This window comes from Streptomyces sp. NPDC058092 (genome assembly GCF_042884935.1).
Taxonomy (GTDB): Bacteria; Actinomycetota; Actinomycetes; order Streptomycetales; family Streptomycetaceae; genus Streptomyces.
This window is the reverse complement of the sequence record NZ_JBHVSY010000004.1, coordinates 387,215-413,685: the sequence shown is the minus strand read 5'-3', so window position 1 is coordinate 413,685 and position 26,471 is coordinate 387,215. Positions and strand designations below refer to the sequence as shown.

Below are 26,471 nucleotides of genomic sequence, written 5' to 3'. Positions count from 1 at the left end.
CTGACCGTGCGCAACATGGTCAAGAACCACACGCTCGCCCGAGCCATCTCGGACGCGAGCTGGAGCGAGTTCCGCTCCATGCTGGAGTACAAGGCCGCCTGGTACGGGCGCGAGGTGATCGCCGTCGACCGATGGTTCCCCTCGTCCAAGCTGTGCTCCGCCTGCGGCACCCTCGCCGAGAAGATGCCGCTGAACGTCCGTACCTGGACGTGCGACTGCGGAACGACCCACGACCGGGACGTGAACGCAGCGAAGAACCTTCTGGCCGCCGGGCTGGCGGTAACAGTCTGTGGAGCTGGTGTAAGACCTCAACGGAGTTCTCCGGGCGGGCAGTCGGCGACGAAGCAGAAACCCCCACGGCGCGAGCCGTAGGAATCCCCCTCGTTCACGAGGGGGAGGAAGTCAAGGGTGAAACGTAGGCGCTTCGGCTGTTCCGGGGCGACGTTCGGGAAAGGCAGGCGATCACCCTCCTGACCGGCGCAATTTTGGAGCACTGCCGGGTGAGGCGAGGCGACGGGTCGCGCCCTGCGCTGTGGGGAGGAGGTGGCGCAGTCGGTTGCCGTCCGGTGCGATGGCGGTGACGAGGGCGGCGGGCCCGGCGAGTGGTGTCAGCACGGCTCGGCCGTCTTCCGGTGCGTCGCCGAGGAGTTGGACTTCGAGGGGCTTGTCCTCGAAGGCCGGGTCGACGATGAGGAGTTGTCCGGTCGCACGGTAGTCGGCGAGGACGGCTGGGCCGTCCCAGCCGGGGGCACCCGGCCCGTACGCGGCTTGTTGGTCCAGCAGGGTGCTCCCGCCGCGCCGGACGGTGAGCCGTGTGGTCACACGGCCGGATGCTTCGCCCGTGCGTCCGAGGATTTGCTCTTCGCGCAGTACGAGCCGTGCGGTGGGGGCGAGGTCGATGGTCCAGGTCTGCCGCAGGTTGCTGCCGGCCGCGCAGATCAACGGCTTGGGCGACCAGTGGAGTTCCGCGTGCTCCTCTACGGTCAGGTGTACGTCGTAGGTGGCGGGCTCGGGGGTGGGGCCTCGCAGGGCGAGGGTTGCGGCTGCGGAGGTGATGTGGAGTACCGCGCCCTGCTGGGCAATGGCTTCGATGCGTAGCCGGTCGCCGCCCAGGGGGGCGCTCATGGCGCCGACGACGCACACGCGTGCCTCGGTTCCTCGTGAGCGCAGGCGTCGCAGTTCGAAGGGGCCGTCGCCGTCGAGGACGGGCAGGGTGGTGGTGCCGCCTCTGGTGGCTGCCGTGATGCGGGCGGTGGCCCTTACGCCGGTGGTAACCGCCCGCAGGGTGGTCGGCACGGTTGCTTCGGTGGTGGGGATCATGCGGGGCCTGCGGTCCAGTCGGTGAGGCGTTCGCGGACCCAGTCGGCAACCGGTTTGACGCCGCCCTCGCTCTTGAGGGAGGTGAAGGCGACGGGGAGTTGGCCACGTTGGACCTCGGCGTCGCGGGCCATGCCTTCCAGGTCGGAGCCGACGTACGGGGCGAGGTCGGTCTTGTTGACGACGAGGAGGTCGGCGGTGGTGACGCCGGGGCCGCCCTTGCGGGGGATGTCGTCGCCGCCCGCCACATCGATGACGAAGATCTGGGCATCGACCAGGCCCTTGGAGAAGGTGGCGGTGAGGTTGTCGCCGCCGGACTCCACCAGGATCAGATCGAGCGGGCCGACCTCGGCCTCCAGGTCCTCGGCGGCTTCGAGGTTGGCGGAGATGTCGTCGCGGATGGCGGTGTGCGGGCAGGCGCCGGTTTCGACGGCCTTGATGCGCTCGGGTGGCAGGACCGCTTCACGCAGGAGGAAGTCGGCGTCCTCGCGGGTGTAGATGTCGTTGGTGACGACGGCGATGGACAGTTCGTCGCGCAGAGCCCGGCACAGGGCGGCGACGGTCGCGGTCTTGCCCGAGCCGACCGGTCCGCCCAGGCCGATGCGCAGGGCGCGGCGGGTGCCGTCGGGGCGTTCGGGATCGACGGCGCTGTAGGTGTGCCGGTGGGGGAACTTCTCGTCGAGATCGTGGTCGAGATGCATAAGAAATCCCGTCGTGCGTGGTGTCGTGGTGTCGGCGGTCAGGAGGCGAAGAGGCGTACCGGCCAGGCGGCGTGCTGCTGCGCGGTGATGTCGAGCAACGGCGCGGAAGCGGCGGGCAGCGCGCCGATCCCCTCCTCAGGGATGCGTGCGGCAGCGGCGGCGGCTGCGGCGGCGGTCCGGTCGACGTCGGGAGCCAGACGGGCAAGGACAGCGGTGGCCTGGAACGGGTCCAGGCTCAGCAGCCGGACCGTCGCCGTGGCCGGCCCGCTGACGGTCTCGTACGCCGCCGCATACGCGGCATCCAGCGGCGCAAGGCCGGCCGACCGGGCGGCCAGACCCAGTACCACCGGCTGGTGCGCGCCCTGCGGCCTGGCCGCGGCCAGGCCGTCCAGCTCCGCCGAAGGCCAAGTGGCACGGGCCGCCCGCATCATCTGCCGCCCGAGTTTGCGGGCGGTGGTCCGAAGGGCCTGCACCGGAGTGCGGGCGTCGGCGGCCTCGTCCAGGGCCAGTGGATCGTGGCCGGCGGCAGCCGCGGCGGCGAGTGCCGCCGCGACCAGGCCCGCGGTGTGCAGCCGCCCCCGGCAGAAGTCCTGAAGCGAGTCCGCATCCCTGATGCGGCCCGCGGCTACGGCCGGTTCGGCTCCCCCGGAGTGCGCGTGCCCTCCGGCGGGGAACCGGCCGTCGGCCAGGACGAACAGCGCGGCGCGGTTCAACGGTGCTCCTTCGAGATCATCAGAAGAGGAAGTACCGCTGCGCCATCGGCAGTTCGGAGGCGTAGGCGCGGTCGACGATGTGGTCGTCGACGAAGGCCGTCACGTCCGTCACCTTCGCACCGCCGACGATGACCTCGTAGGTGTCGGCGTCGATCTCGATCTTGGGGGTGGCGTCGTTCTCCTTCATGTGCTTCTTGAAGACACCGCGTGTGCTGGTGATGGCCTTGAACTGCTTGTTCAGCTTGCGCCGTTCAGGCCGGCTGCTGTCTTCGGATTTCTTGGTGGCGGTGGCGTCGTCGGCCTGCTGGGCGGCGAAGTGGTCGATGGCCCGTTGGGTGACGAAGTTGTAGGAGATGGCGCCAGGTGCCAGACCCGTGGACCCCCACATGGGGCGCGGCAGGACCGGCTGCGGGGTCGGGATGGACGCATTCGCGTCACCCACCTGCGCGTACGCGATCTGCCCGCCCTTGATGACCATGTGCGGCTTGACCCCGAAGAACTTCGGCTCCCACAGCACCAGGTCGGCCAGTTTGCCGGTCTCCACCGATCCGACCACCTGGTCGATGCCCTGGGCGATGGCCGGGTTGACGGTGTACTTCGCGACGTACCGGCGGGCGCGCCTGTTGTCGGCCGGCTCATCCACCGGCTTCATGTCCTTCGTCTTCTTGTCCTGCGCCTTCTTGTCCTGCGTCTTCTTGTCCTGCGTCTTCTCGTCCTGCCGCAGGTCCTCCTCCAGGAAGCCCCGGCGTACCTTCATGACGTGTGCGGTCTGCCAGGTCCGCATGATCATCTCGCCGATGCGGCCCATGGCCTGGGCGTCCGAGGACATGATCGAGATGGCGCCGAGGTCGTGCAGGATGTCTTCGGCGGCCATCGTGGAGGGCCGGATCCGGGAGTCCGCGAAGGCCAGGTCCTCCTCGACCCTCGGGTTGAGGTGATGGCAGACCATCACCATGTCGAAGTGTTCCTTGACCGTGTTGACGGTCAGCGGCCGGGTGGGATTGGTGGAGGCGGGCAGTACGTTGCCCTCCTGCACCATTTTGATCATGTCGGGGGCGTGGCCACCGCCGGCGCCCTCGACGTGGAAGACGTGGATGGAACGCTTCTTGATGGCGTCGATGGTGTCCTTGACGAAGCCGGCCTCGTTCAGTGAGTCGGCGTGGAGCGCGAGCTGCACTCCGGTCTTCTCGCAGATGTCCAGGCACTGGTCGATGACGGCCGGGGTGGCACCCCAGTCCTCGTGAACCTTGAACCCGATGATGCCGGCATCCACCTGGTCGAGCATGGACTCCTTCGACATGGTGGCGCCCTTGCCGAGCAGACCGATGTTGACCGGGAAGGCGTCCAGCGCCTCGAAGGTGCGGTTGATGTGCCAGGAGCCGGGCGTCACGGTGGTGGCGGTGCTGCCCTCCGCCGGACCCGTGCCGCCGCCGATCAGGGTGGTGACACCTGCGGCCAGCGCTTCGCCGATCTGGTCGGGGCAGATGAAGTGGACATGGGTGTCGATCCCGCCGGCGGTGAGGATCCTGCCCTTGCCCGCGATGACCTCGGTGTCCGGACCGATGACGAAGTCGGTGGGAGCCGGGCCGATGCCGTTGTGCTTGCGCGCCCCGTCGTGCAGGCGGTTCATGGTCTCGGGGTTGTACGCCTTGCCGAACGCGACGATGTCGCCGTCCCGGATGGCGACATCGGCCTTGACGATGCCCCAGTGGTCCAGGACGACGACGCCGGTGATGACGGTGTCAGGGGGCAGGACACGCCCACCGGCCGCCTTGTCGGAATTGTCCGGGTCGCGCGGCGCGATGGACTGCCCCATCGACTCCCGGATGACCTTGCCGCCGCCGAAGACCATCTCGTTGCCGCTGTGCTCGGGTCCGCCCGACCAGTCGTCCTCGATCTTGATCTGCAGCGCGGTGTCGGCCAGGCGGATGCGGTCGCGGATCGTGGGGCCGTACCGGTCCGCGTAGGCGGCACGGGTCAACGGGTCGGAAGGCTTCGGCGTCTCCTGGCAGCAGGAGCAATCGGGGCAATCGGTCACGGAATTCACACCCGCTCCTCGTCGAACGAACCCTTGGTGTTGTCGAGCGATCCTTTGACCTTCCGAGGCAGGCCCTTGACCTTCTCGCGCAGACCGTGGACCACACGCTCGCCTTCGATGGGCACGAGCTCGACCTCTTCGGTGATGCCGGGCTCGAAACGTACGGAGCTGCCGGCGGGCACGTTCAGACGCTTGCCCCACGCCTCCTTACGGTTGAAGATCAGCCCGTCGTTGGCCTCGGCGAAGTGGTAGTGGGAACCGACCTGGATGGGGCGGTCCTCCGGGTTCTCGACCATCAGCGTCGTGACCTGATTCGCTTCCCTGTTGCGCCGGTTGAAGACCACGACCTCGTCTCCCTCGCGCGTGGAGAAGTCGACCTTCCCCGGCCAGACGATCGGCTCTTCTTCCCGGCCTGCCTCCGGGAGGGGCTCGTGGATGGTGACCAGCTTGGTTCCGTCGGGGAACGTGGCCTCCACCTGCACGTTCTCGATCATCTCGGGGACGCCCTCCATGACCTGTTCCCGCGTCAGCACCTTCCGTCCGGAGGACATGAGGTCAGCGACGGTCTTTCCGTCCCGGGCGCCCTCGAGAACGTGCACGATCAACAACGCCATGGTCTCGGGGTAGTTGAGCCGCACCCCCCGCGCCCGGCGCTTCTCGGCGACGTCCGCCGCCACGTGAATCATCAGGCGCTCTTGTTCATGTGGAGTCAGGTGCATAGCCCTACCCTGTGTCCGTCCCTGCCCAGGACTCCTGCCCCGGGCTCACGCGCCGGGGCCTCGCCATCCACCGTGCCGCAGACGGGGCGAGGCCCTTGCGGCTTCACTCCCGCTCAGTCGGCACAGCGCCTCTTGGCTGGTCAATCCCCACCTCGCAGAGCAAGTTTGATCAGGGAGCCATTGCCGGAATCGGGATATGGAAGATCCACACCCGCATGAGTGGCCCCTGACACGAACGTTCGAGGAGGAGGTCGTTCGAGGCACGCGGGAGGACGGTCAGTGAGCTCCGGGCTCCTCCGGAGCACCGTGCAGGACCGCGGAGGACTTCTGTGTGCGGATCAGTTCCCGGTACCAGGCGTACGAGTCCTTGGGCGTCCGGCGCAGCGTCTCGTAGTCGATGTGGACCAGGCCGAACCGCTTGCTGGCGCCCTCGGTCCATTCGACGTTGTCGGTGAGCGACCAGGTGAAGTAGCCGCGGACGTCGACGCCCGCGTCGATGGCCGTGCGCAGGGCCCTCAGGTGCCCTTCGAGGTAGGCGATCCGGCGGGTGTCCCGGGCGGGCTCGTCGACGGCGCAGCCGTTCTCGGTGATGTAGAGCGGTGGGAGCCGGTCGCCGAAGCGGCTGTGGAGCTGGAGGAGGGTTTCGCGCAGGCCGTCGGGGACGACGGGCCAGCCGAAGTCGGTCTTCTCGTAACCCTCTATCTCGCGGATGCCGAAGGGGAGTTCGGCGGGCATCCCGAAGCCGGAGAAGGAGTCCAGGGCTTCCGTGTGCGGGGCGCCGACGAGGGTGGGGTTGTAGTAGTTGACCCCGTACCAGTCGATGGGGGTGGAGATGGTCGACAGGTCGTCCTCGACCGGACCCGGCATCAGCGCGGCGAAGTTCTCGTCGGGGTAGCGGCCGGTGAGGATCGGGTCGGCGAACATCCAGTTGGTGAGTGTGTCGTACAACTCCGCGCCCAGGCGGTCCTCGTCATGGTCCCCGGCGGTCCAGACGGGGGTGTGCGAGACGGCGATGCCGATGTTGTCCGCGCCCGCGCCGCGCAGGGCGCGGACGGCCAGACCGTGGGCGAGGAGCTGGTGGTGGGCCGCGGGCAGGGCGTCGAAGAGGAGGGTGCGGCCCGGTGCGTGCTCACCGAGGGCGTAGCCGAGCATCGTCACTTCGGCCGGTTCGTTGATGGTGATCCACATCGGTACGCGGTCGGCGAGGCGCTCGGCGACGATGCCCGCGTACTCGGCGAAGCGGTAGGCCGTGTCGCGGTTGAGCCAGCCGCCCTCCTCATCCAGTGCCAGCGGGGTGTCCCAGTGGTAGAGGGTGGGGGCCGGGGTGATGCCGTGGGTGCAGAGTTCGTCGACGAGGCGGTCGTAGAAGTCGAGCCCCTGCGGGTTGACCGGTCCGCTGCCGCCGGGGACCACGCGCGGCCAGCTGATGGAGAACCGGAAGGCATCGGCGCCGAGGCCGGCCAGGAGGGCGACGTCCTCGCGGTAGTGCCGGTGGAAGCCGGTCGCGCGGGTGGTGTCGGTGCCGTCCTTGATCCGTCCGGGCTGCGCGGCGAAGGCGTCCCAGCCGGAGGGGCCCTTGCCGTCGGTCCCGGACGCGCCTTCGGTCTGGAACGCGGAGGCGGAGGCCCCCCAGAGGAAACCGGGCGGGAACGGCGGCACAGTCATCTCGGCCTCCACAGCCGTAAGAGGGAGCGCGTATTGAGCAGGACCTGACGGGGCAATGATCAGAACCAGACCTTAATCGCCAGTAACGGGCTCGATCCAGTGTCGTGAGTCAGCCGTCGCGGCTACTGCCGACCATGGGGCACGGGGGCGAGGAGACGAGGAGCGTTGCATGCTGTTCGAGGTATGGGCACCGGATGCGGACTCGGTGGAACTGCGACTGGCACAGGCGCCGCGCGCGATGGGGCGTGATCCCCTGCGGGACGGCTGGTGGACGGTCGAGGCGGAGGCGTCGGACGGGGACCGCTACGGCTTCGTGCTGAACGGGGGCACGGCCGGTGGGGGCCGCGAAGGCGGCAGCGGGGACCGCGGGACCGTGCTGCCCGATCCGCGCTCGCGCCGGCAGCCGGACGGGCCCGACGGCGAGAGCGCCGTCGTCGACCACTCGGCGTACGCCTGGCGCAACGACTGGGCGGGCCGGGGGCTTCCGGGCGCCGTCCTGTACGAGCTGCACATCGGTACGTACACCGACGAGGGCACCTTCGACGCCGCGGCGGCCCGGCTCGGCCATCTCGCCGAACTGGGCATCACCCATGTGTCGCTGATGCCGGTCTGCCCCTTCCCCGGTACCCACGGCTGGGGGTACGAGGGGGTGTCGCTCTGGGCCGTGCACGAGCCGTACGGCGGCCCGGAAGGGCTGAAGCGCTTTGTCGACACGGCGCACGGTCTCGGGCTCGCGGTCGTCCTGGACGTGGTCCACAACCATCTCGGCCCGTCCGGCAACCACCTCCCGGCCTTCGGCCCGTACTTCACCGATACCCATCACACGCCGTGGGGCGCGGCGGTCAACCTCGACGCGCCCGGTTCGGACGAGGTGCGGGCGTATCTGCTGGGCAGCGCGCTCGCCTGGCTGCGGGACTACCGGCTCGACGGGCTGCGGCTGGACGCCGTCCACGCCCTGGCCGACGACCGGGCGCTGACGTTCCTGGAGGAGCTGGCCACGGCGACCGACGCCCTCGCCGCCGAACTCGGCCGTCCGCTCCCGCTGATCGCCGAGTCCGACCGCTGTGATCCGCGGACGACGACGCCGCGCGAATCGGGCGGCATCGGGCTGCACGCCCAGTGGAACGACGACTTCCACCACGCCCTGCACACCGCGCTGACCGGCGAGTCCCAGGGCTATTACGCGGACTTCGCCGCGGCCCCGCTGGCCGCCGTCGCCAAGACCGTGACGAGCGCGTTCTTCCACAACGGTACGTACTCCGGCTTCCGCGGCCGTACCCACGGCCGCCCCGTCGACATCGCCCGCACCCCGGCCCACCGCTTCGTCGGCTACGCCCAGACCCATGACCAGATCGGCAACCGGGCCCGGGGCGACCGGCTCTCCGCCACCCTCTCCCCCGGTCTGCTGGCCTGCGCCGCAACGCTCGTGCTGACCGGGCCGTTCACCCCGCTGCTGTTCATGGGCGAGGAGTGGGGCGCCCGTACCCCCTGGCAGTTCTTCACCGACCACACCGACCCGGCGCTCGCCGAGGCGGTACGCGGCGGCAGACGGCGGGAGTTCGCGGCGCACGGCTGGGCGGCGGACGACGTTCCGGACCCGCAGGACCCGGCCACCCGCGACCGCTCCTGCCTGGACTGGAGCGAACCGGCACGGGAGCCGCACGCCCGTCTGCACGCCTGGTACCGCGAGCTGATCGCCCTGCGCCACGCCCTGCCCGACCTCTGCGACCCGGACCTGGCGTCGGTGCGCCCCGCCCACGACGAACAGGCGCGCTGGCTGGCGTACCGGAGGGGCGATCTGCGGATCGCCGTCAACCTCGACGAGAAACCGGCCACGATCCCGCTGGGCGGCGGCCGGCGCCGGGGCGGCGCGGGCAGGGTGGTGGCCGCGTGGGAGCCGGTGGAGGCCCCGGGCGGCGACGGGCTGCTGCACCTGCCGCCCGAGTCCTGTGTGGTGCTGGCCGACGGCTGATCCGCGGCACCCCGCGTCCCGCTACTCGACGATCGCCAGTTCGCGCGCGGTGCTGTTGAGGCGACGGCCGCCGTCCTCGGTCACGGTCACGATGTCCTCGATCCGGACACCGAACCGGCCCGGCAGATAGATGCCCGGCTCCACGGAGAAGCACATCCCGGGCACCAGCGGCTGTTCCTCGCCCTCGATCATGTACGGCGGTTCGTGGGTGGTGACGCCGATGCCGTGGCCCGTGCGGTGGATGAAGCGCTCGCCGTAACCGAACTCGGTGATGACGGCGCGGGCCGCCCGGTCGATCTCCTGGCAGGCGACGCCGGGCCGGACCGCGTCGCAGCCCGCCTCCTGGGCCTCGCGCACGATGTCGTGGACCCGCTGCTCCTCGGCGGTGGGCTCGCCGACATGGACCGTACGGGAGGTGTCGGAGCCGTAGCCGTGCTTGAGGCCGCCGAAGTCGAGCACGACCATGTCGCCCCGCTCGATGGTGCGGTCGCCCGCCTCGTGGTGCGGATTGGCGCCGTTCGGGCCGGAGCCGACGACGGTGAAGTCGACCTGGGAGTGTCCGAACTGCTTGAGCAGACCGGCCAGATCGGCGGCGATGTCGGTCTCCTTGCGCCCGGCGAAACGCACCTTGAGGATCTCGCCGTACGTGGCGTCCGCGGCGGCCCCGGCGGCCGCGATCCGCTCCAGCTCATGGGCGTCCTTCACCGCGCGCAGCATCGGCAGGGCCTCGGTGAGGGAGACGTACGAGGTGCCCGGGAGCGTCCGCTGCAGCCCGAGCAGATGCATCGCCCAGGCGTTGTCACTGATCCCGAACCGGCTCCGGTCGTCGAGCAGCGGGGCGGTGACGGCGTACGGGTCCATGCCGTCGGTCCAGTCCCGCAGGGTCAGGGCCGGTGCGCCGACGGCCTTCTCGGCGTCCGGGGCCTCCAGGGTCGGGACGACGAGGACCGGGTCCTGGCCGGCGGTGAGGACGAGGACGGTGAGGCGTTCGGTACTCACGGGCTGGTAGCCGGTGAGGTACACCAGGTCGGGTCCGGGGGCGACCAGCACGCCCGCGAGCCCGGCCTCGGCGGCGGTCTCGGCGGCGCGCGCCATCCGGGCCCGGTAGTCGTCGGCGGTGAACGGTACGGGCTGGTTCGGGCTGGACATGCGGACCTCCTGGCGACGCGACACGGCATACAGCATCCTGCCCGTACGTGCCCGTCCACGCGAGCGGGGGTCAGGTTTCCGGGTGCAGCCGTACGACGAGGCCGGCGCGGGGGCGGCCCCGTTCGACCAGTCGTGCGTTGGGTTCGTCGGACTCGGTCACCCATTGCTCCGCGTACGGCCGGGGCTTGCCGAACCGCACATGGCGGTCGACGAGCCGGCGTACCCGCAGGGCCGGTTCGAGTTCCAGGAACCAGGCCTCGTCCAGCAGCCCGTGTACGGACGCCCAGGCCCCTTCGTCGTGCAGGAGGTAATTGCCCTCGGTGACGACCAGCGGGATGTCCGGGGGTACGGGGACGGCCCCGGCGATCGGCTCCTCCAGAGCGCGGTCGAAGACGGGGGCGTACACGGTGGTTTCCGGTTCCGGCAGGCGCAGGCGCCGGAGCAGGGCCGCGTAACCGGCGGCGTCGAAGGTGTCGGGGGCGCCCTTGCGTCCGGCGCGGCCAAGCCGTTCCAACTCGGCCTGGGCGAGGTGGAAGCCGTCCATGGGAACGAGGACGGCGCGACCGTCGAGAGCGTCGACGAGCTGTGCGGCCAGGGTGGACTTCCCGGCTCCGGGCGGTCCCGCGATGCCGAGGATGCGGCGGTGGCCGGGGACGGCGAGGCGCAGGGCGCGCGCCGTCAGCTCGGTGAGTTCGCTGATGTCCATGCGGGGCATTGTCCCGCCGCGTGCCCGACGGATGTCATGGCGGTGCGGACTGTGCGGGTCCCGCAGAGGCAGGTAGTGTTACGTATAACGAACTGGCTCACCACACCATTGCCCGCCCCGTCCGAGGAGTCTCATGCCGCACATCGCCCTGGTCACCCTGGTCGTCCGCGACTACGCCGAAGCCGTCTCCTTCTACACGGACGCCCTCGGTTTCGAGCTGGTGGAGGACACCGACCGGGGCGACGGCTCGCGCTGGGTGGTCGTGCGGCCGCGCGGCACGGAGGGGACCGGGCTGCTCCTGGCCCGCGCCAAGGACGAGGCGCAGCGCGCGAGCATCGGTGCGCAGACGGGCGGCCGGGTCGGCTTCTTCCTGCACACCGAAGACTTCGCGGGCGACCACGCCCGGATGCTGGCCGCCGGGGTGCGGTTCCTGGAGGAGCCGCGGCACGAGGCATACGGATCGGTGGCGGTCTTCGAGGACCTGTACGGCAATCGCTGGGATCTGCTCCAGCCCACAGGGCCCTGACCTGCGGCGCCTGCGTCCGCGGGAGTTGTCGGTCTGTGGCAGGGCCACGACCACCGGAATCGGCAGTGAAGGCGGGCATCGGCGAACTGGCCCAGGAGGCGAAGTGGGCCGTGGCCCGTATGAAGAACCAGCCCGGCTGAAGGAACTGCCGTGCCCGTCGCGCGCCGCACGACCGGCACGGCTGAACGAACGGTCCGGGCGAGACCGTACGCAACCGGCCCGGTCGGACACCACCCCCGTCGACCGGGCACGGCGTGCGTCAGCGTGTGCCCCTGCCCTCCAGATACGCGAGCACCGCAAGCACCCGCCGGTGCACCGTGCCGTCGTCCGGTTCCAGGCCGAGCTTGGCGAAGATGGAGCCGATGTGCTTGCTCACGGCCCGTTCCGTCACCACCAGTTCGGTCGCGATGGTGCCGTTCGCCTTGCCCTGTGCCATCAGTTCCAGGACTTCGCGCTCGCGCGGAGTGAGGCTCTGCAGAGGCTGGGCCGACGACTTGCGGGTCAGCAGCTGGGTCACGACCTCGGGGTCGAGCGCCGTGCCGCCGCCCGCCACCCGGTCGAGCGCCTGGAGGAACTGGTCGACGCGGCCCACCCGGTCCTTCAGCAGATACCCGATGCCCTGGGCGCCCTGGGCGAGCAGCTCGGCGGCGTACGTCTCCTCGACGTACTGCGAGAGGACCAGGATCGGCAGTTCGGGCATCTCCGCGCGGGCGGCGAGTGCGGCGCGCAGCCCCTCGTCGCGGAAGGTGGGCGGGAGCCGTACGTCGAGCACGGCAGCGTCCGGACGGTGTTCCAGCAGGGCGGGCAGCACCTCGGGCCCGGTCGCCGCGTCGGCCACCACTTCGTGGCCCGAGCTGGTGAGCAGCAGGATCAGCCCCTCCCTCAGCAGCGCGTTGTCCTCGGCGATCACGATCCGCACGGCAGCTCCACTTCGATGTGCGTCGGCCCCCCGGTGGGGCTGTTGATGCGAGTGGTGCCGTCGAGGGCGGCGATCCGTCGCCTGATTCCGACCAGCCCGCTACCGGCGCGTTCGTCCGCGCCGCCGTGACCATCGTCGCCGATGGCCACCCGCAGGGTGCCGGGGGTCCGGTCGATCCGTACGGTCGCGGCTGTCGCACCGCTGTGTTTGCTGATGTTGGTGAGGGCCTCGGCGATGACGAAGTAGGCGGCGGCCTCGATCGCGGCCGGCAGCCGTCGCCCGTCCTCGACACCGTCGAGCTCCGCGGTGACGGGCACGCTGACGTCGGCGGCCAGCGCCCGTACCGCACCGGCCAGTCCACGGTCCGTCAGTACGGGTGGATGGATGCCGCGCACCACGTGCCGCAGTTCCGCGAGGGCCGCCTCCGCGCCGTCCTGTGCCTCGTCGAGGCGGATGCGCGCGGCGGCCGGGTCGCGGTCGAGGAGCTGTTTGGCGAGGCCGATGCGCATCGACAGGGCGACGATCCTGGCCTGGGCGCCGTCGTGCAGATCCCGTTCGATGCGGCGCAGTTCGGCGCCGTGCGCCTCGACCGCCCCGGCCCGGCTCTCGGTCAGCTGGGCGATCCGGTCGGCGAGCGCGGTGGACGGCGAGGAGGTGAGCAGGGACCGGGTCCAGCTCGCAGACAGATCCGCGAGTACGGAATGCCAGCGCAGCATCCATCCCTGGCGCGCGGGCAGCGGTGTCCCGTACTCGTCGGCGGCCCGCCGGTCCAGCAGGTGCACGACGGGCAGCGCGGCCCCGTCGACGAGGAGCCCGACCGGCCACAGCACCATCGTGAGGTAGCCGAGGACGTTGCCCATGAGCGCCTGGATCGGCAGCCAGAGCGCGTCGCGCCAGACCGTCGGGTCGGTGAGTACGCGTCGGACCCGCTCGGAGAGTTCACCGCCGTCCAGCGGTGGATACGGCGTCGGCGTGAACGGCACGCCGAGCCGCGCGGCTGCCCGGCGGCGCTCGAACTCCGCGAACCGGCGCAGCACTTTGGCGGCCTCGGGCAGGGCGGGCAGCCCGATGATCACGACGGCGAACATCAGGGCCGCCACCACAAGGAACGTGCCCACATATGCGAGCAGCGCGATCGGAATGCCGATGAACAGATAGCACGACGCATCCCACGAACGCCGGATGGCGACCGTCAGCGGGGCGGGAGTGCTGCTCATGACACAGCACGTTACGGGGGTTCACCCGCCACCGGAGTGGGGGCCTCCCCCTGACCGTGGTGGAGCTGGCTGAACCCCCTGTCCGGGAGCGCGCACCCTCGCCCGGACACCCCCTTCTTCATAGCGTTTGTGCAGGTCGGAAAGTATGAGGCAGAGAAGGAACGGTGGAGTCGACGGTGGACACGATCACAGCGGTGCGGGCGACCGCGCTGAGTCTGGAGTCGGTGAGCCGGCGCTACGGGCGCCGCGGCGACCGGGAGACGGTCGCGCTCGACGCGGTGAGCTGTGCGGTCCCGGCCGGGAGCTTCACCGCGGTGGTGGGCCCCTCGGGATCGGGGAAGAGCACGTTCCTGCAGTGCGCGGCGGGCCTGGACCGTCCGACATCGGGGACGGTACGGGTCGGGGGCACGGATCTCGGCGCGCTGACCGAGGCCGCGCTGACCCGGCTGCGCCGGGACCGCATCGGTTTCGTCTTCCAGTCGCACGCCCTGAATCTGGTGCCTTCGCTGAACATCGAGGAGAACGTCGTGCTGCCGCTGGTGCTGGCGGGCGCCGATCCGGCGGACGAACGGGTGCTGGCCCGCGGCCGGGATCTGCTGGCCCGGGTCGGCCTGGCGGGCCGCGGCGGGCAGGGCCCCGCGACGCTCTCCGGCGGCCAGCAGCAACGGGTCGCGGTGGCACGGGCACTGGTGACCGAGCCCGATGTGATCTTCGCGGACGAGCCGACGGCGTCCCTGGACCCGGAGTCGGCGTCGCTGGTGCTCGGTCTGTTGCGGGACGCGGTACGGATCGACGGCCGTACGGTCGTCATGGTCACCCATGATCCGGTGGCGGCGAGCTGGGCGGACGCCGTGCTGACGATGGACGGCGGCCGGCTGCGATGAGCACGAGTACGGGCATGGGCACGAGTACGGACACGCGAAGGCCTCACGCGGATGTGCGGTCCGGGGTGCGGCGGGCGTCGGCGTTCCTCGCCCGGCGTTCACTGAAGACCCATCGCCGGGCGTGGGCGGCGGTGTTCGCGGCGACGACGGCCGCGGCCGCGCTGATCGGCGCGTTCGCCTTCGTCCTGGGTTCGCTGCTGCCGGCGCAGCCGCCGGTGGAGCGCTATGCGGGGGCCGACGCGGTGGTGGCGGCCGATCAGAAGGTGACGTACACGGCGAAGCCGTGGGGCAGCGAGCCGCAGACCGCGACGACGTATCTGCCGGAACGGGTCCGTCTCGACCGCTCGGCGATGCAGCAGGCGGCCGCCGCCGACGGGGTCGCGAAGGCGGTCGCGGACGACTCGGTGCCGGTGATCATGAGCGGCCGGAGCACCGGCACCGGGCCCGCCGGGCCCGCCGGACCCGGCGGGGCAGGCGGGGCAGGCGGGGCAAGCGCGGCAGGCGGGGCAGGCGCGGCTTCGGCTGTCGGCCGGTCCTGGGAGTCCGCCGTGCTCACTCCGTACCGGCTGACGGACGGACACGCGCCGAGGACGTCCACCGAGGTGGTCATCGACCGCGCGCTGGCGGCCGCTGCCGGGAGCAAGCCCGGCAGCCATGTGACATTGCAGTTTGACGGGGCTCCCCGCCCGTACACCGTGAGCGGCGTCGCCGACACCGTGCACCGGGGCGCCGCCCCCGCCGTCTTCTTCACCGAGCAGCGGCTGACCGCCCTGGCCGGGCACCCCGGCACGGTCGACGCCATCGGCATCGTCGCCGAGAAGGGCGTCTTGGCCGGCCCGCTGCGGGCGTCACTGGAAGCGGCGCTGCCCGACCGTGCGCACGGCGACCGCGGGATCCGGGTCCTCACCGGCTCGGAGCGTGGGCAGGCCGAGTACGTGGGCGCGCTCGGCGCCCGCGGCGATCTGCTGCCCCTGCTCGCCTCCATCGCCGGAACCGTCCTCATGGTGGCGCTCCTGGTGATCGCGACCACTCTCTCCCAGGCGGTCCACCAGCGCTCCGGCGAACTGGCGTTGCTGCGCGCGGTCGGGGCGACGCCCCGGCAGCTCAGGTCGGCCGTCGGACGTGAGGTGAGCCGGGTGACCGGCGTCGCGGCGGTGCTGGGCGGAATCGGTGGCGTACCGCTGGGGCTGCTGATGCGGTCGCTGCTGACCACGGATCCGCTGCCGCTGCCCGTGCCGGTGTGGCTGCCGTTCGCCGCGGGAGCCACGGCCGCGGTGCTCGTCGCGCTCGCGGCGCGTCCGGTGTCGATGCTCGCCGCCAGGTCCATCACCCGGCTGCGGCCCGCCGCGGCACTGGGCGCGGCCCGTGCGCCCGAGCCGAGCGAGCCGGGCCGGGTGCGTACGGTCGCCGGAGTGGTGCTGGCCGTGGCGGGTGCCGGTTCGGCGGGCGCGGCAACGGCGCAGGGCGGACAGGCCGCCGCGGTGGCCGCCTCGGGTGCGGCGACCTCGCTGATCATCGCGGTGGCGCTGCTCGGTCCGTGGATCGCCCGGGTGGCGATGCGGGTGCTCGGTACGCCGGTACGGCGTGCGGGCGGGGTCTCCGGCTTCCTGGCCGCCAGGTCCGCCGCCGCGCACCATCGGCGGCTCGGTGCGGCGATCACCCCGATCGTGCTGGTCGTCGCGTTCGTCTGCGTACAGCTGGCGGCCGGTTCGACGATGGAGCGGGCCGCCGACCGGCAGGCCGCTGCCGCGCTCCGGGCGGACCTGGTGGCGACGGGCCCGGCCGCCGGGCTGCCGGCCGGTGCGGCGCGGGCGGTGCGCGAGGCTCCCGGGGTGACGGCGGCGACCGGCGTGCTGCGCTCCAGCGTCGTCCTCGCGCATCGCGAGATGGGCGACCCGAAGCTGGACCGGTTTCCGGTGCTGGGTGTGACGGCGGACCAGCTCTCCGGCACGCTCGATCCGCATGTCACCGCCGGTGATCTGGCGGACCTCACCGGCAGGGACACGGTCGCGGTCGGCAAGGACCGGGCCGCCGACCTCGACATCGGCACCGGTGACACGGTGAAGCTCCGCCTCGGCGACGGTACGGAGGTACGGCTCCGCGTGGTCGCGCTCTACGAACGGGCCCTGGGACTTGGCGAGTTCATGCTGCCGCGCGAGTCCCTGGCCGGACATGTCACGGCACCGCGCGACCAGCAGGTCCTGATCCGCTCGGCAAACGGCGGACCGGCTGCGACCGCTGCGGTCCGGCGCGCCCTCGCCCCGTACACGGGTGCGCAGGTCCGTACCGCGACGGCGGACGACGTACGGATCGCCCCATCGGTGTCGGACGAGGACAACGCCATGATCATCATCGGTGTCGGGGTGATCGGCGGCTTCGCCCTGCTCGCGGTGGTCAGCACGCTGTCCTTGATCACGGTGGGCCGCCGCCCCGAGTTCCGCCTCCTGCGGATGGTCGGCGCGGGCCGTCGCCAGGTGAGGCGGATGCTGGTCCTGGAGACGGGCCTGGTGGCGGTGACAGGCCTGACGGTCGGCACCCTGGTCGCGGCGGTCCCCCTGGTGGCGTTCGCGGTGTCGGTAACCGGTTCGGTGCCGTATCTGCCGCCGGCCCAGTACGGGGTGCTGGCGCTGGCCGTGACGGTGGCGGCGGGTGCGGGGTCGCTGTGGCCGGGTGCGTCCGGCGGCCGGTTCGTTCTCAAGCATCGACGGTGAGCGTGTACGGCGCCGGTCAGGCCCAGCAGACCTGACCGGCAGCGGGGCGTGTGCTACTTGGACCGACCGGCAATTGGGGGCGGCGTCGCGGGGCCGGGCACGCACTCCCCCAAGGCCTCAAGGGCCAGGGGGACCCCCTCCCGCGTTGTCGTCAATCACCATGTTCCCCGAGCTCTCGGCTTCGCTCGAGCAGGGGAGGCCCCATCCGCCATGCCTCATTCCTCCGCCTTGCAGCTGCACGCACCGAACCCCGCTCCTTCTTCCACCCTCCAATTGCCGGTCGGTCTTAGCCGCTGTCTTCCCGCCTCGCGTCGCCCGCCCCCCGGGCCCGCGTCACGGCGAAGCCGGCAGCGGCAGCGCCGTCTCCCGTGCCGCCGCCGCGGCCAGCGCGTCGAGCACCGGCGCGATCAGCGGATGTCCCTCCGCCCCGTGCCGCACCGCGGCGAAGACCCGGCGGGTCGGCGCGCTGCCCTCCACCGGCCGGACCACCACCCCCGTGAGGTCCATTCCGCGCAGCGCGGACCTCGGCACCAGCGCCACCCCGGCGCCCGCGCCGGCCAGCGCGACCACCGCGCGGAAGTCGTCCGAGGAGTGCTCCAGCCTCGGCTGGAACCCGGCGAACTCGCAGGCCAGGACCACCACGTCATGGCACGGGTTGCCGGGGTACGGGCCGATCCACGGGTCCTTCTCCAGGTCGGCGATCGCCACCTGTTCCTGGCCGGCCAGCCGATGGCCGACCGGCAGCACCGCGTCGAACGGCTCCGAGTACAGCGGCACCCGGGTCAGCCGCCGGTCGTCCTCGTCCGGCGCGCCCCGGTACTCCACGGCGACCGCGACATCGACCTGCCGGTCCAGCACCATCGGCACACTCGCGTCACCCTCGGCGTCCTGGACGCGGACCCGGATGCCGGGCGCGGTGAGGGTCAGTTCGGCGATCGCGGGAGCGAGGACCAGGCCGATGCCGGTGGCGAACGCGGCGACCGTGACCGTACCGGCGTCCCCCGCGCTGTACGCGGCGAGCTCCGCCTCGGCCCGTTCCAGCTGGGCCAGGACGGCATTGGCGTGGGTGAGCAGGATCTCCCCGGCGACGGTGAGCCGGGCGCCGCGCGCGTTGCGTTCGACCAGCCGGTGTCCGGTCTCCTGCTCCAGCGCGGCGAGCTGCTGGGAGACCGCGGAGGGCGTGAGATACAGCGCGGCGGCCGCGGCAGTCACCGTACGGTGGTCCGCCACCGCACGGAGAATGCGCAGCCGCCGTGCATCGATCATGTGCCCCATTGTCCCAGGTCATGGAGGTGACCCCGGCGCCCGGGTGGCGGAGCCGGGCGTTACTCCCCCAGCACGGCCCGCGCGTCCACGAACGCGTCCACGGCCCGGTTCACATCCGCCGTGGAGTGCGCGGCGGAGAGCTGGACGCGGATACGGGCCGCGCCCTGCGGGACGACCGGGTACGAGAACCCGATCACGTACACACCACGCTCCAGGAGCAGCTCCGCCATCCGGCCTGCCTTCGCCGCGTCCCCGATCATGACGGGGGCGATGGCGTGGTCGCCGGGCAGGATGTCGAAGCCTTCCTCGGTCATCCGGGTACGGAAGAGCGTGGTGTTGGCGTTGAGCCGCTCGCGCAGGTCGCCGGCCGCCTCCAGCAGGTCCAGGACCTTGAGCGAGGCCGCCGCGATGACCGGGGCGAGGGTGTTGGAGAAGAGGTACGGGCGGGAGCGCTGGCGCAGCAGCGCGACGATCTCGGCGCGGGCCGCGACGTAGCCGCCGGACGCGCCGCCGAGCGCCTTGCCGAGGGTGCCCGTGATGATGTCGACGCGGTCCATCACGTCGTGCAGCTCGGGCGTGCCGCGGCCGCCGGGGCCGACGAAGCCGACGGCGTGCGAGTCGTCGACCATGACCATGGCGTCGTAGCGCTCGGCCAGGTCGCAGATCTCGCGCAGCGGGGCGACGTATCCGTCCATCGAGAAGACGCCGTCGGTGACGACGAGTCGGCGCCGGGCCCCGGACGCCTCCTTGAGCTGTGTCTCCAGGTCGGCCATGTCGCGGTTGGCGTAGCGGAAGCGCTTGGCCTTGGAGAGGCGGATGCCGTCGATGATGGAGGCGTGGTTGAGGGCGTCGGAGATGACCGCGTCCTCCGGGCCGAGGACGGTTTCGAAGACGCCGCCGTTGGCGTCGAAGCAGGAGGAGTAGAGGATCGTGTCCTCCTGGCCGAGGAACGTGGAGAGCCGCTGCTCCAGCTCCTTGTGGACCTCCTGGGTGCCGCAGATGAAGCGGACCGAGGCCATGCCGTAGCCCCAGCGGTCGAGCGCCTGGTGGGCGGCGGCGATCACCTCGGGGTGGTCGGCGAGGCCCAGGTAGTTGTTGGCGCAGAAGTTGAGCACCTCGCCGGGGCGGCCGCCCGCGGTGACGGCGACGGTCGCGGACTGCGGGGTGCCGATCACGCGCTCGGGCTTGTGCAGTCCGGCGGCCCGGATCTCGTCGAGGGTGGTACGCACGTCGTCGCGTACGGAGTCGAACATGAAGGGTGTCTCCCAGCTGTCTACGGTGGCGTCGTCTACGGAGGCGTCGGGTCAGGAGGTCCAGTCGAGGATGACCTTGCCGCCGCGGCCGCTCGCCGCGTCGTCGAAGGCCGCCTCGAAGTCGCGGTAGCCGTACCGGCCGGTGATCACGGGGGCGAGATCGAGGCCGCCCTCCAGCAGTACGGACATGGCGTACCAGGTCTCGTACATCTCGCGGCCGTAGATGCCCTTGATGGTGATCATCGAGGTGACGATGCGGGACCAGTCGACGGGGAACTCCTCGGACGGGAGCCCGAGCATGGCGATCCGGCCGCCGTTCGTCATGTTCTCGATCATGTGGCGCATCGCCTCGGGCCGCCCGGACATCTCCAGGCCGATGTCGAAGCCCTCGCGCAGTCCGAGGCGCTTCTGCCCGTCGAAGATGGTCTCCTCGCTGACGTTGAGAGCGAGGCTGACGCCGACCTTCCGGGCCAGTTCCAGCCGGGCCTCGCTGACGTCGGTGATGACGACGTTACGGGCCCCGGCGTGCCGGGCGACCGCCGCCGCCATGATGCCGATCGGTCCGGCGCCGGTGATCAGTACGTCCTCGCCGACCAGCGGGAACGACAGCGCGGTGTGCACGGCGTTGCCGAACGGGTCGAAGATCGCGGCGACGTCGAGGTCGACGGGGGCCCGGTGGACCCACACGTTGGACGCGGGCAGGGCGACGTACTCGGCGAAGGCCCCGTCCCGGCCGACACCGAGCCCGACCGTGGAGCGGCACAGGTGACGGCGCCCGGCCAGACAGTTGCGGCACTTCCCGCAGACCAGGTGGCCCTCGCCGCTGACCAGGTCACCGACGGTGATGTCGACGACATCGGCGCCGGTCTCCGCGACCTCGCCGACGAACTCGTGTCCGAGGACGAGCGGGGTGCGTACGGCCTGCTGGGCCCAGCCGTCGTAGTTCCGGATGTGCAGATCGGTGCCGCAGATGCCGGTGCGGAGCACCTTGATCAGTACGTCCGAGGGGCCGATCTCCGGCTCGGGCACGTCCATCAGCCAGAGTCCCGGCTCGGCCTTCTGCTTCACGAGTGCCTTCACGGCTGCGGCTCCCTGCGCTGTACGGCGTTGAGTCCCCGGGCCGGGGGCAGCATGGGGGGAAGCCTGCGGCCCGGGGAAGAATGAGAGGGACGGCATGGCAGCGCGCGTCGATCGGCTGCCGCGCTCCATCCTCTGCCGTCACGGAGAAATCTGCCGCACCCCGCGCCACAGGTCCATCGAGGATTTCTTAAGCGCGCCCGCAGCTCCGCTTCATGCCCCGCACCGCACGGCCCGGAGGCCGACCGCCTCCCGAACAGGCAGAACAGGTGGCCGGCCCCCGCGGACGTGCCCGTGATCAGTCGCCGAGCTCCTGCGGCGGTCCCGGCCCGGCACCTCATCGGGTGCCAGGACGCGGCTGTCGCCCGGGTACGGCTTGGTCCATCCGGTGGACGCGTACCAGGTGATCCGGTTCAGCTGGGCCGGGTTCACCTGGTCCTCGAAGGGGTGGGAGCCGCCGGTGGTCTTCGCCTGGATCGTGCTCCAGGCCTCCCACTGCGCGGCGGCCTCCCGCAGATGCGCGGGTACCTGCGGGCGCTGCGCACCGCTGTCGGCCGCCTTCGCGGCAGCTGCCGAGGCCGGCTGCTTCAGCAGCTTCGCCCAGTCGTTGCTGACGAAGACCCGGTGAATGAGCGCGCCGAGCTGTCGCTCGGACGGCATCGGGAAGGTGGTGACGGAGGCGCCGGGGTGACATGGTGCTCGTGCCGGGGATCGATTCCAAGGAAGTGGCTGCACGCATGAGGTGAGGGAGTCCAACGTCAGTGTGTGAGAACGGGCCCGCGTGCAGCGAGAGCGACTGACGCACGCCGGTCCCGGTTCCGGCCCCCGACGGCGCAAGCCAGGCCGGAACGGGTCACGGGTCGCGCGGTGTGACCAGCCCGAGGTCGTACGCGGCGATGACGGCCTGCACGCGATCGCGGGCGCCGATCTTGGCCAAGAGGTTGCTGACGTGCTTCTTCACGGTTGATTCGGTCAGGTGGAGGTGCTCGGCGATCTCGCTGTTGGACATGCCGTGCGCGATCGCGATGAAGACGTCGCGCTCACGGGCACTGAGTTCGTACGGCAGCGGCTGCGGGGTGCGTCGAGCGTCGGCGGGTCTCTGCAGGAGGTGGGTGTTGAGGAGTCGGCGCGTCATCCGGGGAGAGATGACGGCGTCGCCGGCGGCCACGGAGTGGATGGCGGAGAGCAGTTCGTCAGGGCGCGCGTCCTTGAGGAGGAAGCCGCTGGCTCCGGCGCGCAGCGCGTCGTACGCGTACTCGTCGAGGTCGAACGTCGTCAGCACGATGACGCGGCTGCGTGCACCCGAGGCCACGATCCGGTGGGTGGCCTCGATGCCGTCGATGCCCGGCATGCGTACGTCCATGAGCACCACGTCGGGCCGCAGATCGGCGGTCATCCGGACGGCCTGGAGGCCGCCCTCGGCCTCACCGACGACGGTGACGTCGGGGCGGTTGGCCAGGAGCATGGTGTAGCCCATGCGCTGGAGCGGCTGGTCGTCGACGATCAGGACCGTGGTCACGAGGGCTCGCTCTCGTCTTCGGGCGTTCCGGGTGAGTCGTGCAGGGTGGCGCGCAGGGTCCACCCGCCGTGGGGGTCGGGGCCGGCGGCGATGTCGCCGTCGAAGAGGGCCACGCGCTCCTTCATACCGATCAGCCCGTGGCCCCCGCCGGGCGCGGGGGGTGTGTCGTCGGGGCGGCGTCGAGGTCCGGTGTCGGAGACGGTGACATCGACGCGGTCGGCGTCCCGGCGCACGCAGATGGCGAGGGGCGCGCCGGGCGCCGCGTACTTGAGCGCGTTGGTCACGGCTTCCTGGACGATGCGGTAGGCGGCAAGCTGGAGTCCGGGGCTGATCGTGTCCGTGTTCTCGGGTAGGTCGAGGCGTACGGGGCTGCCCGTCGCGCGGACCCGGTCGGCGAGGGCGGGCATGTCCCGGAAGCCGGGCTGAGGAGCCAGTTCCGGGCTGTCGTCGTCCGGTCCGCGCATGACGCCGACGAGACGGCGCAGCTCGGTCAGCGCCTGGCGGCTGCTTTCGGCGATCATCCGTGAGGCCCGTGCCGTCTCGGTGGGGTGGGACGCGGCGAGATGCGCCGCGCCGTCGGCGAGGCTGACGATGACCGCCAGACTGTGTCCGACGATGTCGTGCAGTTCCCTGGCCATGCGCGCGCGTTCCGCGGCGACGGCTCGCTCGGCGCTTTGGCGCCGTTCCAGTTCCAGTTGCTCCGCCCGGGCCTCGAGCGTCGTGATGTGCAGCAGACTGCCCCGCAGCGCGAGGCCGGACAGGACTGCCGCGGTGACCATACCGACGAGGGAGGCGACGCCCGCGACACCGGTGTGGAAGCGGAACCCCGCGGTCACCAGTGCGGCCGTCGTCGCGGCCCAGGCCCAGAAGCTGTTGCGGGGGCGCGTGTGCAGCCCGACGTTGAACAGCGCCGGCACGATGACGATGCCGCCGCTGAGCCACACACCCTGCATCCACTGGCCGAACGAGACCGAGACGATGACGGCCGTCACGACGAGCGGAGCGCGACGCCGCCACCACAGCGGGACGATGAGCGGAATCTGCATCGCCAGGACCGTCGCCTCGGACAGCTCGGCGGAATGGATGTGCAGAAACTGCGGCTGATAAGGGCCGGCCAGCGCGTCGGGCAGGCCGGTGAGGAGAAACGCGGCCACGACCACCAGGTCCCACACGCCTGGCGCGCGCCTGTCGAACGCACGGACCCGGGCGGCGCCGGTGCGCAGGAAACCCAGAAGGGCGGAGCGCCCGCCGTGTCCGCGCGGGGAGCCGTCGGGGCGGTCTGCGCGGGTCTGGGGGCGTCCGCTCCTCATGGCTCTCTCTCGTTCAGGTCACACGTCGCTGCGGGTGAGGCGTATCGCCCCCGCGGCCAGTGCGACGACCGCCCACGTGGTCAGGACGCTCGCACCGACTCCGGGACTCAACAGGTCGCCGCCACTGTGCAAGGCCATCATCGCCCGTCCCGCGTGGCCGGGCAGGTAGGGGATCACGGTGTCGGCGACGCTCGCCGGCAGGATGAAGGTGAGACTGTCGATCACGAACAGCACGCCCGCGATCACCGCGACCCCGCCCGCCACGGACCGCAGCAGGAAACCGAGCGCCACCCCGACCACGCCCACGAGGGCGAGGTACGCCACCGTCCCGGCCAGTGTGCGCAGGACGCCTTCGTCGGACAGCGACAGACCGAACGCGGTTCCGTCCAGGGCGGTGGCGCCGGCGAGGAACGTCAGCAGGACGGTGACGCCCGCGACAACGAGTGACGCGGCAGCGAACACCAGGGCCTTCGCCCACAGGACGGGGGTGCGGCGGGGCACGGCCGACATGGTCGAACGGATCATGCCGTTGCCGTACTCACCCGCGCTGAAGATGACGCCGAGGACACCGAAGCACAGCTGGGCGAGCATGGCACCGTTCGTCGCCAGCGAGACTCCGTCCGTGCCGGCCTCGGCGGGTGTCTTGCCCGCCGGGTCGAAGACGAAGCAGGCGACAGTGCCGATGACGACCATCAGGAACACGGCAAGGCCCATGGTGAACCAGGTGGAGCGCACACTCCAGAGCTTGATCCACTCGGAGTGGAGGACGCGGGGGAACGCGACCTTCGCACGGGGTGCGGTGGTGCCCGCAGCGGTGACGGCGCTCACAGCGTGACCTCTTCCATGTCGGCGGTGACGTACTCGGCGCTGTCGCGGGTGAGCTCCATGAACGCCTCTTCGAGCGAGCTCCCCCGAGGCGTGAGTTCCACCAGCGCGATGTCGTGGGCGGCCGCGACGCGCCCGATGTTCCGGGAGTCGAGACCCTCGATGAACAGCCGGCCCGCGCCGGGCCCGGCGGTCACTGTCACGCCAGGGACGGCCAGCAGGTCGTACAGGCGGTCGGCGTCGTCTGTGACGACCTCGACTCCCTTGCCGCCCGCGCTACGCACGAACTCGTCCATGCTGCTGTCGGCGAGCAGCCGTCCCTTGCCGATGACGACCAGCCGCTCGGCGGTCACGGCCATCTCGCTCATGAGGTGGGAGGAGACCAGGACGGTGCGCCCTTCCCGGGCGAGACGCTGCAGCAGCTGCCGCACCCACAGCACCCCCTCGGGGTCGAGGCCGTTGACCGGCTCGTCGAGCATCACCACCGCGGGGTTGCCGAGCAGGGCGGCCGCGATACCGAGCCGCTGCCCCATCCCCAGCGAGAACTTCCCCGCCCGCTTGTCCGCGACTGCCTGAAGACCGACGAGGTGCAGCACCTCGTCGACCCGCTTCGCGGAGATGCCGTGCGTGGCGGCGAGGATCCGCAGGTGATTGCGGGCCGTACGCCCCGGGTGCACCGCCTTTGCATCGATGAGGGCGCCGATCTCGTGCAACGGGGCGGGGAGCTGCGCGTACCGCTTTCCGTTGACCGTCACCGATCCCGAGGTCGGCGTGTCCAGACCAACGATCATGCGCATCGTGGTGGACTTGCCGGCGCCGTTGGGACCGAGGAATCCGGTGACGGTCCCCGGCTTGAGGGAGAAGCTGAGACGGTCCACGACCGTCTTGTCTCCGTAGCGCTTGGTGAGCTGCTTCGCCTCGATCATGACCTCGAACTCTCGTTGTCGCTGTGTTCACCTGGCGCTTTCACGCTACGCACGGTCACAGCGGTGGAGCATGGGTCGCAGGTTCCGTCTGTTGGGCCGCACCGGTACGGAAGTACCAGTGGGGTGCGGCTCGCGACCGAGGCGTGGAACGCGGGGCGCACTATCCACAGTGCCGTCACTCGGCGGGCAGCTGCGGGTCCACCTGGATCTCGGGACCGGGTCCGCCCCCGGGCGGACGCTTTCCGGCCGGCATCGAGCCGACGTGGTCCAGGCCGACCGTCGCGGCGGCCAGGGGGCGCGGGTCGATCACGCGGTCCGCGTAGGCGCGCACGGTCGCGGCGAGGCCCGCGGACGCCGACAGGATCCCGACGGCTGTCACATCCTTGAGGGCGAGCGTGCGGGTGTCGACGTGCCGGCCTCACCTGCGAGCCCGACGTAGACAATCCGTCAGTCGGTGCTCGGGGAGGGCGACACGGTGCGTGGCCGGGGGGCGCTGCGCCCGGGTCAGCGGGCGGCCGTCGGCGGCGCGCCCTGCGGGGCGGGAAGCGTCCGTCCCAGGCGGGAGCTCACCGCTCGCCCGTGTCCGGGGCCTTGAAGACACGCGGCTCACGACGCGCGCCAGCCGCTCCAGCGCAGAACCGAAACTTTGACCACCGGTCCGCCGGGCGGCAGGTCGGCGTACTGCTGGTATTTCGCCGTGAGCAGGCCGATGCAGCGAGCTGCCTCGGGGGACCGGTCCGGCGACGGGAGCACTCGGGCTTCGCCATCGGCCCGGACCCACCACAGGCAGCCCCAGTCCTCCTCGTAGTGGTCGGTGAGCAGGCAGACCGACGGGTTGGCGGCGATGTTGGCCAGACGCTTCAGCCGCGTCGTCCGCTTCGGTTTGTGGTCCACGGCCAGCATCACCGCGTCGCCGTCCAGAGCGAACACCACCGGAACCAGGTGCGGGCGGCCCTCCGTGTCGGCCGTCGCAAGGTGGGCGACGCGCGCCGCGGCGAACCGCTCCCGTGCCTCAGCACCCATCAGAGCAGGCATCGCACCCCATTCCAGCAGTCACG

Annotated in this window: 24 protein-coding genes and 1 pseudogene; 5 read left to right on the top strand and 20 right to left on the bottom strand. The window is 71.2% G+C overall.

Translation table 11 applies throughout. From position 1 onward, the window contains the following. Positions 1-372 (top strand): RNA-guided endonuclease TnpB family protein (locus tag ACFVV1_RS10105; protein WP_389987299.1); only part of this gene is annotated, 372 nt, incomplete at its 5' end. Positions 373-462: 90 nt separating this feature from the next. On the opposite strand, the gene ACFVV1_RS10100 is transcribed toward ACFVV1_RS10105, so the two are convergent. The 6 genes from ACFVV1_RS10100 to ACFVV1_RS10075 form a co-directional block, all read right to left on the bottom strand. After that, positions 463-1,320 (bottom strand): urease accessory protein UreD, encoded by an 858-nt coding sequence (locus ACFVV1_RS10100; RefSeq protein WP_389987297.1) that lies wholly within the window; start codon positions 1,318-1,320, stop codon positions 463-465. Continuing rightward, the gene (ureG, locus tag ACFVV1_RS10095; protein ID WP_389987294.1) at positions 1,317-2,018 is read right to left on the bottom strand and encodes an urease accessory protein UreG; all 702 of its coding nucleotides are present in this window, start codon (positions 2,016-2,018) and stop codon (positions 1,317-1,319) included. Before ureG ends, ACFVV1_RS10100 begins: the two co-directional genes overlap by 4 nt. Before the next feature lie 38 nt (positions 2,019-2,056). Then, positions 2,057-2,731 carry an urease accessory protein UreF gene (locus tag ACFVV1_RS10090; RefSeq protein ID WP_389987291.1) on the bottom strand — a complete coding sequence of 225 codons (675 nt, stop codon included), beginning with the start codon at positions 2,729-2,731 and terminating at the stop codon, positions 2,057-2,059. 19 nt (positions 2,732-2,750) lie between these two features. Beyond that, positions 2,751-4,769 carry an urease subunit alpha gene (locus ACFVV1_RS10085; protein WP_389987288.1) on the bottom strand — a complete coding sequence of 673 codons (2,019 nt, stop codon included), beginning with the start codon at positions 4,767-4,769 and terminating at the stop codon, positions 2,751-2,753. Positions 4,770-4,774: 5 nt separating this feature from the next. Then, positions 4,775-5,488 (bottom strand): urease subunit gamma, encoded by a 714-nt coding sequence (locus tag ACFVV1_RS10080; protein WP_389987285.1) that lies wholly within the window; start codon positions 5,486-5,488, stop codon positions 4,775-4,777. Between the two features lie 276 nt (positions 5,489-5,764). Beyond that, a complete protein-coding gene (locus ACFVV1_RS10075; RefSeq protein ID WP_389987282.1) occupies positions 5,765-7,153 on the bottom strand; it encodes a GH1 family beta-glucosidase in 1,389 nt (462 codons plus the stop codon). Between the two features lie 169 nt (positions 7,154-7,322). Between ACFVV1_RS10075 and treZ the strand changes: the two genes are divergently transcribed. Next, positions 7,323-9,125 (top strand): malto-oligosyltrehalose trehalohydrolase, encoded by a 1,803-nt coding sequence (gene treZ / locus ACFVV1_RS10070; protein WP_389987279.1) that lies wholly within the window; start codon positions 7,323-7,325, stop codon positions 9,123-9,125. A 21-nt stretch (positions 9,126-9,146) separates the two neighbouring features. On the opposite strand, the gene ACFVV1_RS10065 is transcribed toward treZ, so the two are convergent. Together ACFVV1_RS10065 and ACFVV1_RS10060 are read right to left on the bottom strand one after the other, a co-directional pair. Further along, the gene (locus tag ACFVV1_RS10065; RefSeq protein WP_389987276.1) at positions 9,147-10,274 is read right to left on the bottom strand and encodes a M24 family metallopeptidase; all 1,128 of its coding nucleotides are present in this window, start codon (positions 10,272-10,274) and stop codon (positions 9,147-9,149) included. 70 nt (positions 10,275-10,344) lie between these two features. Next, positions 10,345-10,989, bottom strand: a complete 645-nt coding sequence (locus ACFVV1_RS10060; protein WP_389987273.1) for a nucleoside/nucleotide kinase family protein — start codon at positions 10,987-10,989, stop codon at positions 10,345-10,347. Positions 10,990-11,113: 124 nt separating this feature from the next. Between ACFVV1_RS10060 and ACFVV1_RS10055 the strand changes: the two genes are divergently transcribed. Next, the gene (locus tag ACFVV1_RS10055; RefSeq protein ID WP_389987271.1) at positions 11,114-11,506 is read left to right on the top strand and encodes a VOC family protein; all 393 of its coding nucleotides are present in this window, start codon (positions 11,114-11,116) and stop codon (positions 11,504-11,506) included. A 259-nt stretch (positions 11,507-11,765) separates the two neighbouring features. Here ACFVV1_RS10055 and ACFVV1_RS10050 read toward each other — a convergent pair whose 3' ends face one another. Beyond that, complete coding sequence (locus ACFVV1_RS10050; protein ID WP_389987268.1) at positions 11,766-12,425, bottom strand: LuxR C-terminal-related transcriptional regulator; 660 nt, start codon at positions 12,423-12,425, stop codon at positions 11,766-11,768. Continuing rightward, positions 12,413-13,642: a sensor domain-containing protein gene (locus ACFVV1_RS10045; protein WP_389987265.1), complete on the bottom strand. Its 1,230-nt coding sequence runs from the start codon at positions 13,640-13,642 to the stop codon at positions 12,413-12,415. The genes ACFVV1_RS10050 and ACFVV1_RS10045 overlap by 13 nt, the downstream gene beginning before the upstream one ends. A 164-nt stretch (positions 13,643-13,806) precedes the next feature. On the opposite strand from ACFVV1_RS10045, the gene ACFVV1_RS10040 reads away from it, so the two are divergent. Both ACFVV1_RS10040 and ACFVV1_RS10035 read left to right on the top strand, forming a co-directional pair. Further along, on the top strand, positions 13,807-14,526 hold the full coding sequence (locus ACFVV1_RS10040) for an ABC transporter ATP-binding protein (RefSeq protein WP_389987262.1): 720 nt from the start codon (positions 13,807-13,809) through the stop codon (positions 14,524-14,526). Next, positions 14,523-17,237: an ABC transporter permease gene (locus ACFVV1_RS10035; RefSeq protein ID WP_389987259.1), complete on the top strand. Its 2,715-nt coding sequence runs from the start codon at positions 14,523-14,525 to the stop codon at positions 17,235-17,237. The genes ACFVV1_RS10040 and ACFVV1_RS10035 overlap by 4 nt, the downstream gene beginning before the upstream one ends. A gap of 333 nt (positions 17,238-17,570) precedes the next feature. Here the strand turns inward: ACFVV1_RS10035 and ACFVV1_RS10030 are convergent, their stop codons facing one another. The 10 genes and pseudogenes from ACFVV1_RS10030 to ACFVV1_RS09985 all read right to left on the bottom strand — a co-directional run bounded on the left by ACFVV1_RS10030 (position 17,571) and on the right by ACFVV1_RS09985 (position 26,448). After that, on the bottom strand, positions 17,571-18,503 hold the full coding sequence (locus tag ACFVV1_RS10030) for a LysR family transcriptional regulator (RefSeq protein ID WP_389987256.1): 933 nt from the start codon (positions 18,501-18,503) through the stop codon (positions 17,571-17,573). Between the two features lie 59 nt (positions 18,504-18,562). After that, positions 18,563-19,756: a glycine C-acetyltransferase gene (locus ACFVV1_RS10025; protein WP_389987253.1), complete on the bottom strand. Its 1,194-nt coding sequence runs from the start codon at positions 19,754-19,756 to the stop codon at positions 18,563-18,565. A gap of 51 nt (positions 19,757-19,807) precedes the next feature. Then, positions 19,808-20,836, bottom strand: a complete 1,029-nt coding sequence (gene tdh, locus ACFVV1_RS10020) for an L-threonine 3-dehydrogenase (RefSeq protein WP_389987251.1) — start codon at positions 20,834-20,836, stop codon at positions 19,808-19,810. A gap of 210 nt (positions 20,837-21,046) precedes the next feature. Continuing rightward, positions 21,047-21,493, bottom strand: a complete 447-nt coding sequence (locus ACFVV1_RS10015) for a hypothetical protein (protein ID WP_389987248.1) — start codon at positions 21,491-21,493, stop codon at positions 21,047-21,049. Positions 21,494-21,686: 193 nt separating this feature from the next. Further along, a complete protein-coding gene (locus ACFVV1_RS10010; RefSeq protein WP_389987245.1) occupies positions 21,687-22,352 on the bottom strand; it encodes a response regulator in 666 nt (221 codons plus the stop codon). After that, positions 22,349-23,662, bottom strand: coding sequence for a sensor histidine kinase (locus tag ACFVV1_RS10005; RefSeq protein ID WP_389987242.1), 1,314 nt, complete (start codon positions 23,660-23,662; stop codon positions 22,349-22,351). Before ACFVV1_RS10005 ends, ACFVV1_RS10010 begins: the two co-directional genes overlap by 4 nt. An 18-nt stretch (positions 23,663-23,680) precedes the next feature. Then, on the bottom strand, positions 23,681-24,490 hold the full coding sequence (locus ACFVV1_RS10000; RefSeq protein WP_389987239.1) for an ABC transporter permease: 810 nt from the start codon (positions 24,488-24,490) through the stop codon (positions 23,681-23,683). Beyond that, complete coding sequence (locus ACFVV1_RS09995) at positions 24,487-25,413, bottom strand: ABC transporter ATP-binding protein (RefSeq protein WP_389987236.1); 927 nt, start codon at positions 25,411-25,413, stop codon at positions 24,487-24,489. Before ACFVV1_RS09995 ends, ACFVV1_RS10000 begins: the two co-directional genes overlap by 4 nt. 175 nt (positions 25,414-25,588) lie before the next feature. After that, positions 25,589-25,860, bottom strand: a pseudogene (locus ACFVV1_RS09990) (alcohol dehydrogenase); the annotation flags it as partial. Between the two features lie 159 nt (positions 25,861-26,019). Then, entirely contained in the window at positions 26,020-26,448 is a 429-nt protein-coding gene (locus ACFVV1_RS09985) for a TIGR03668 family PPOX class F420-dependent oxidoreductase (protein WP_389987233.1), read from the bottom strand. Positions 26,449-26,471 lie beyond the last annotated feature (23 nt).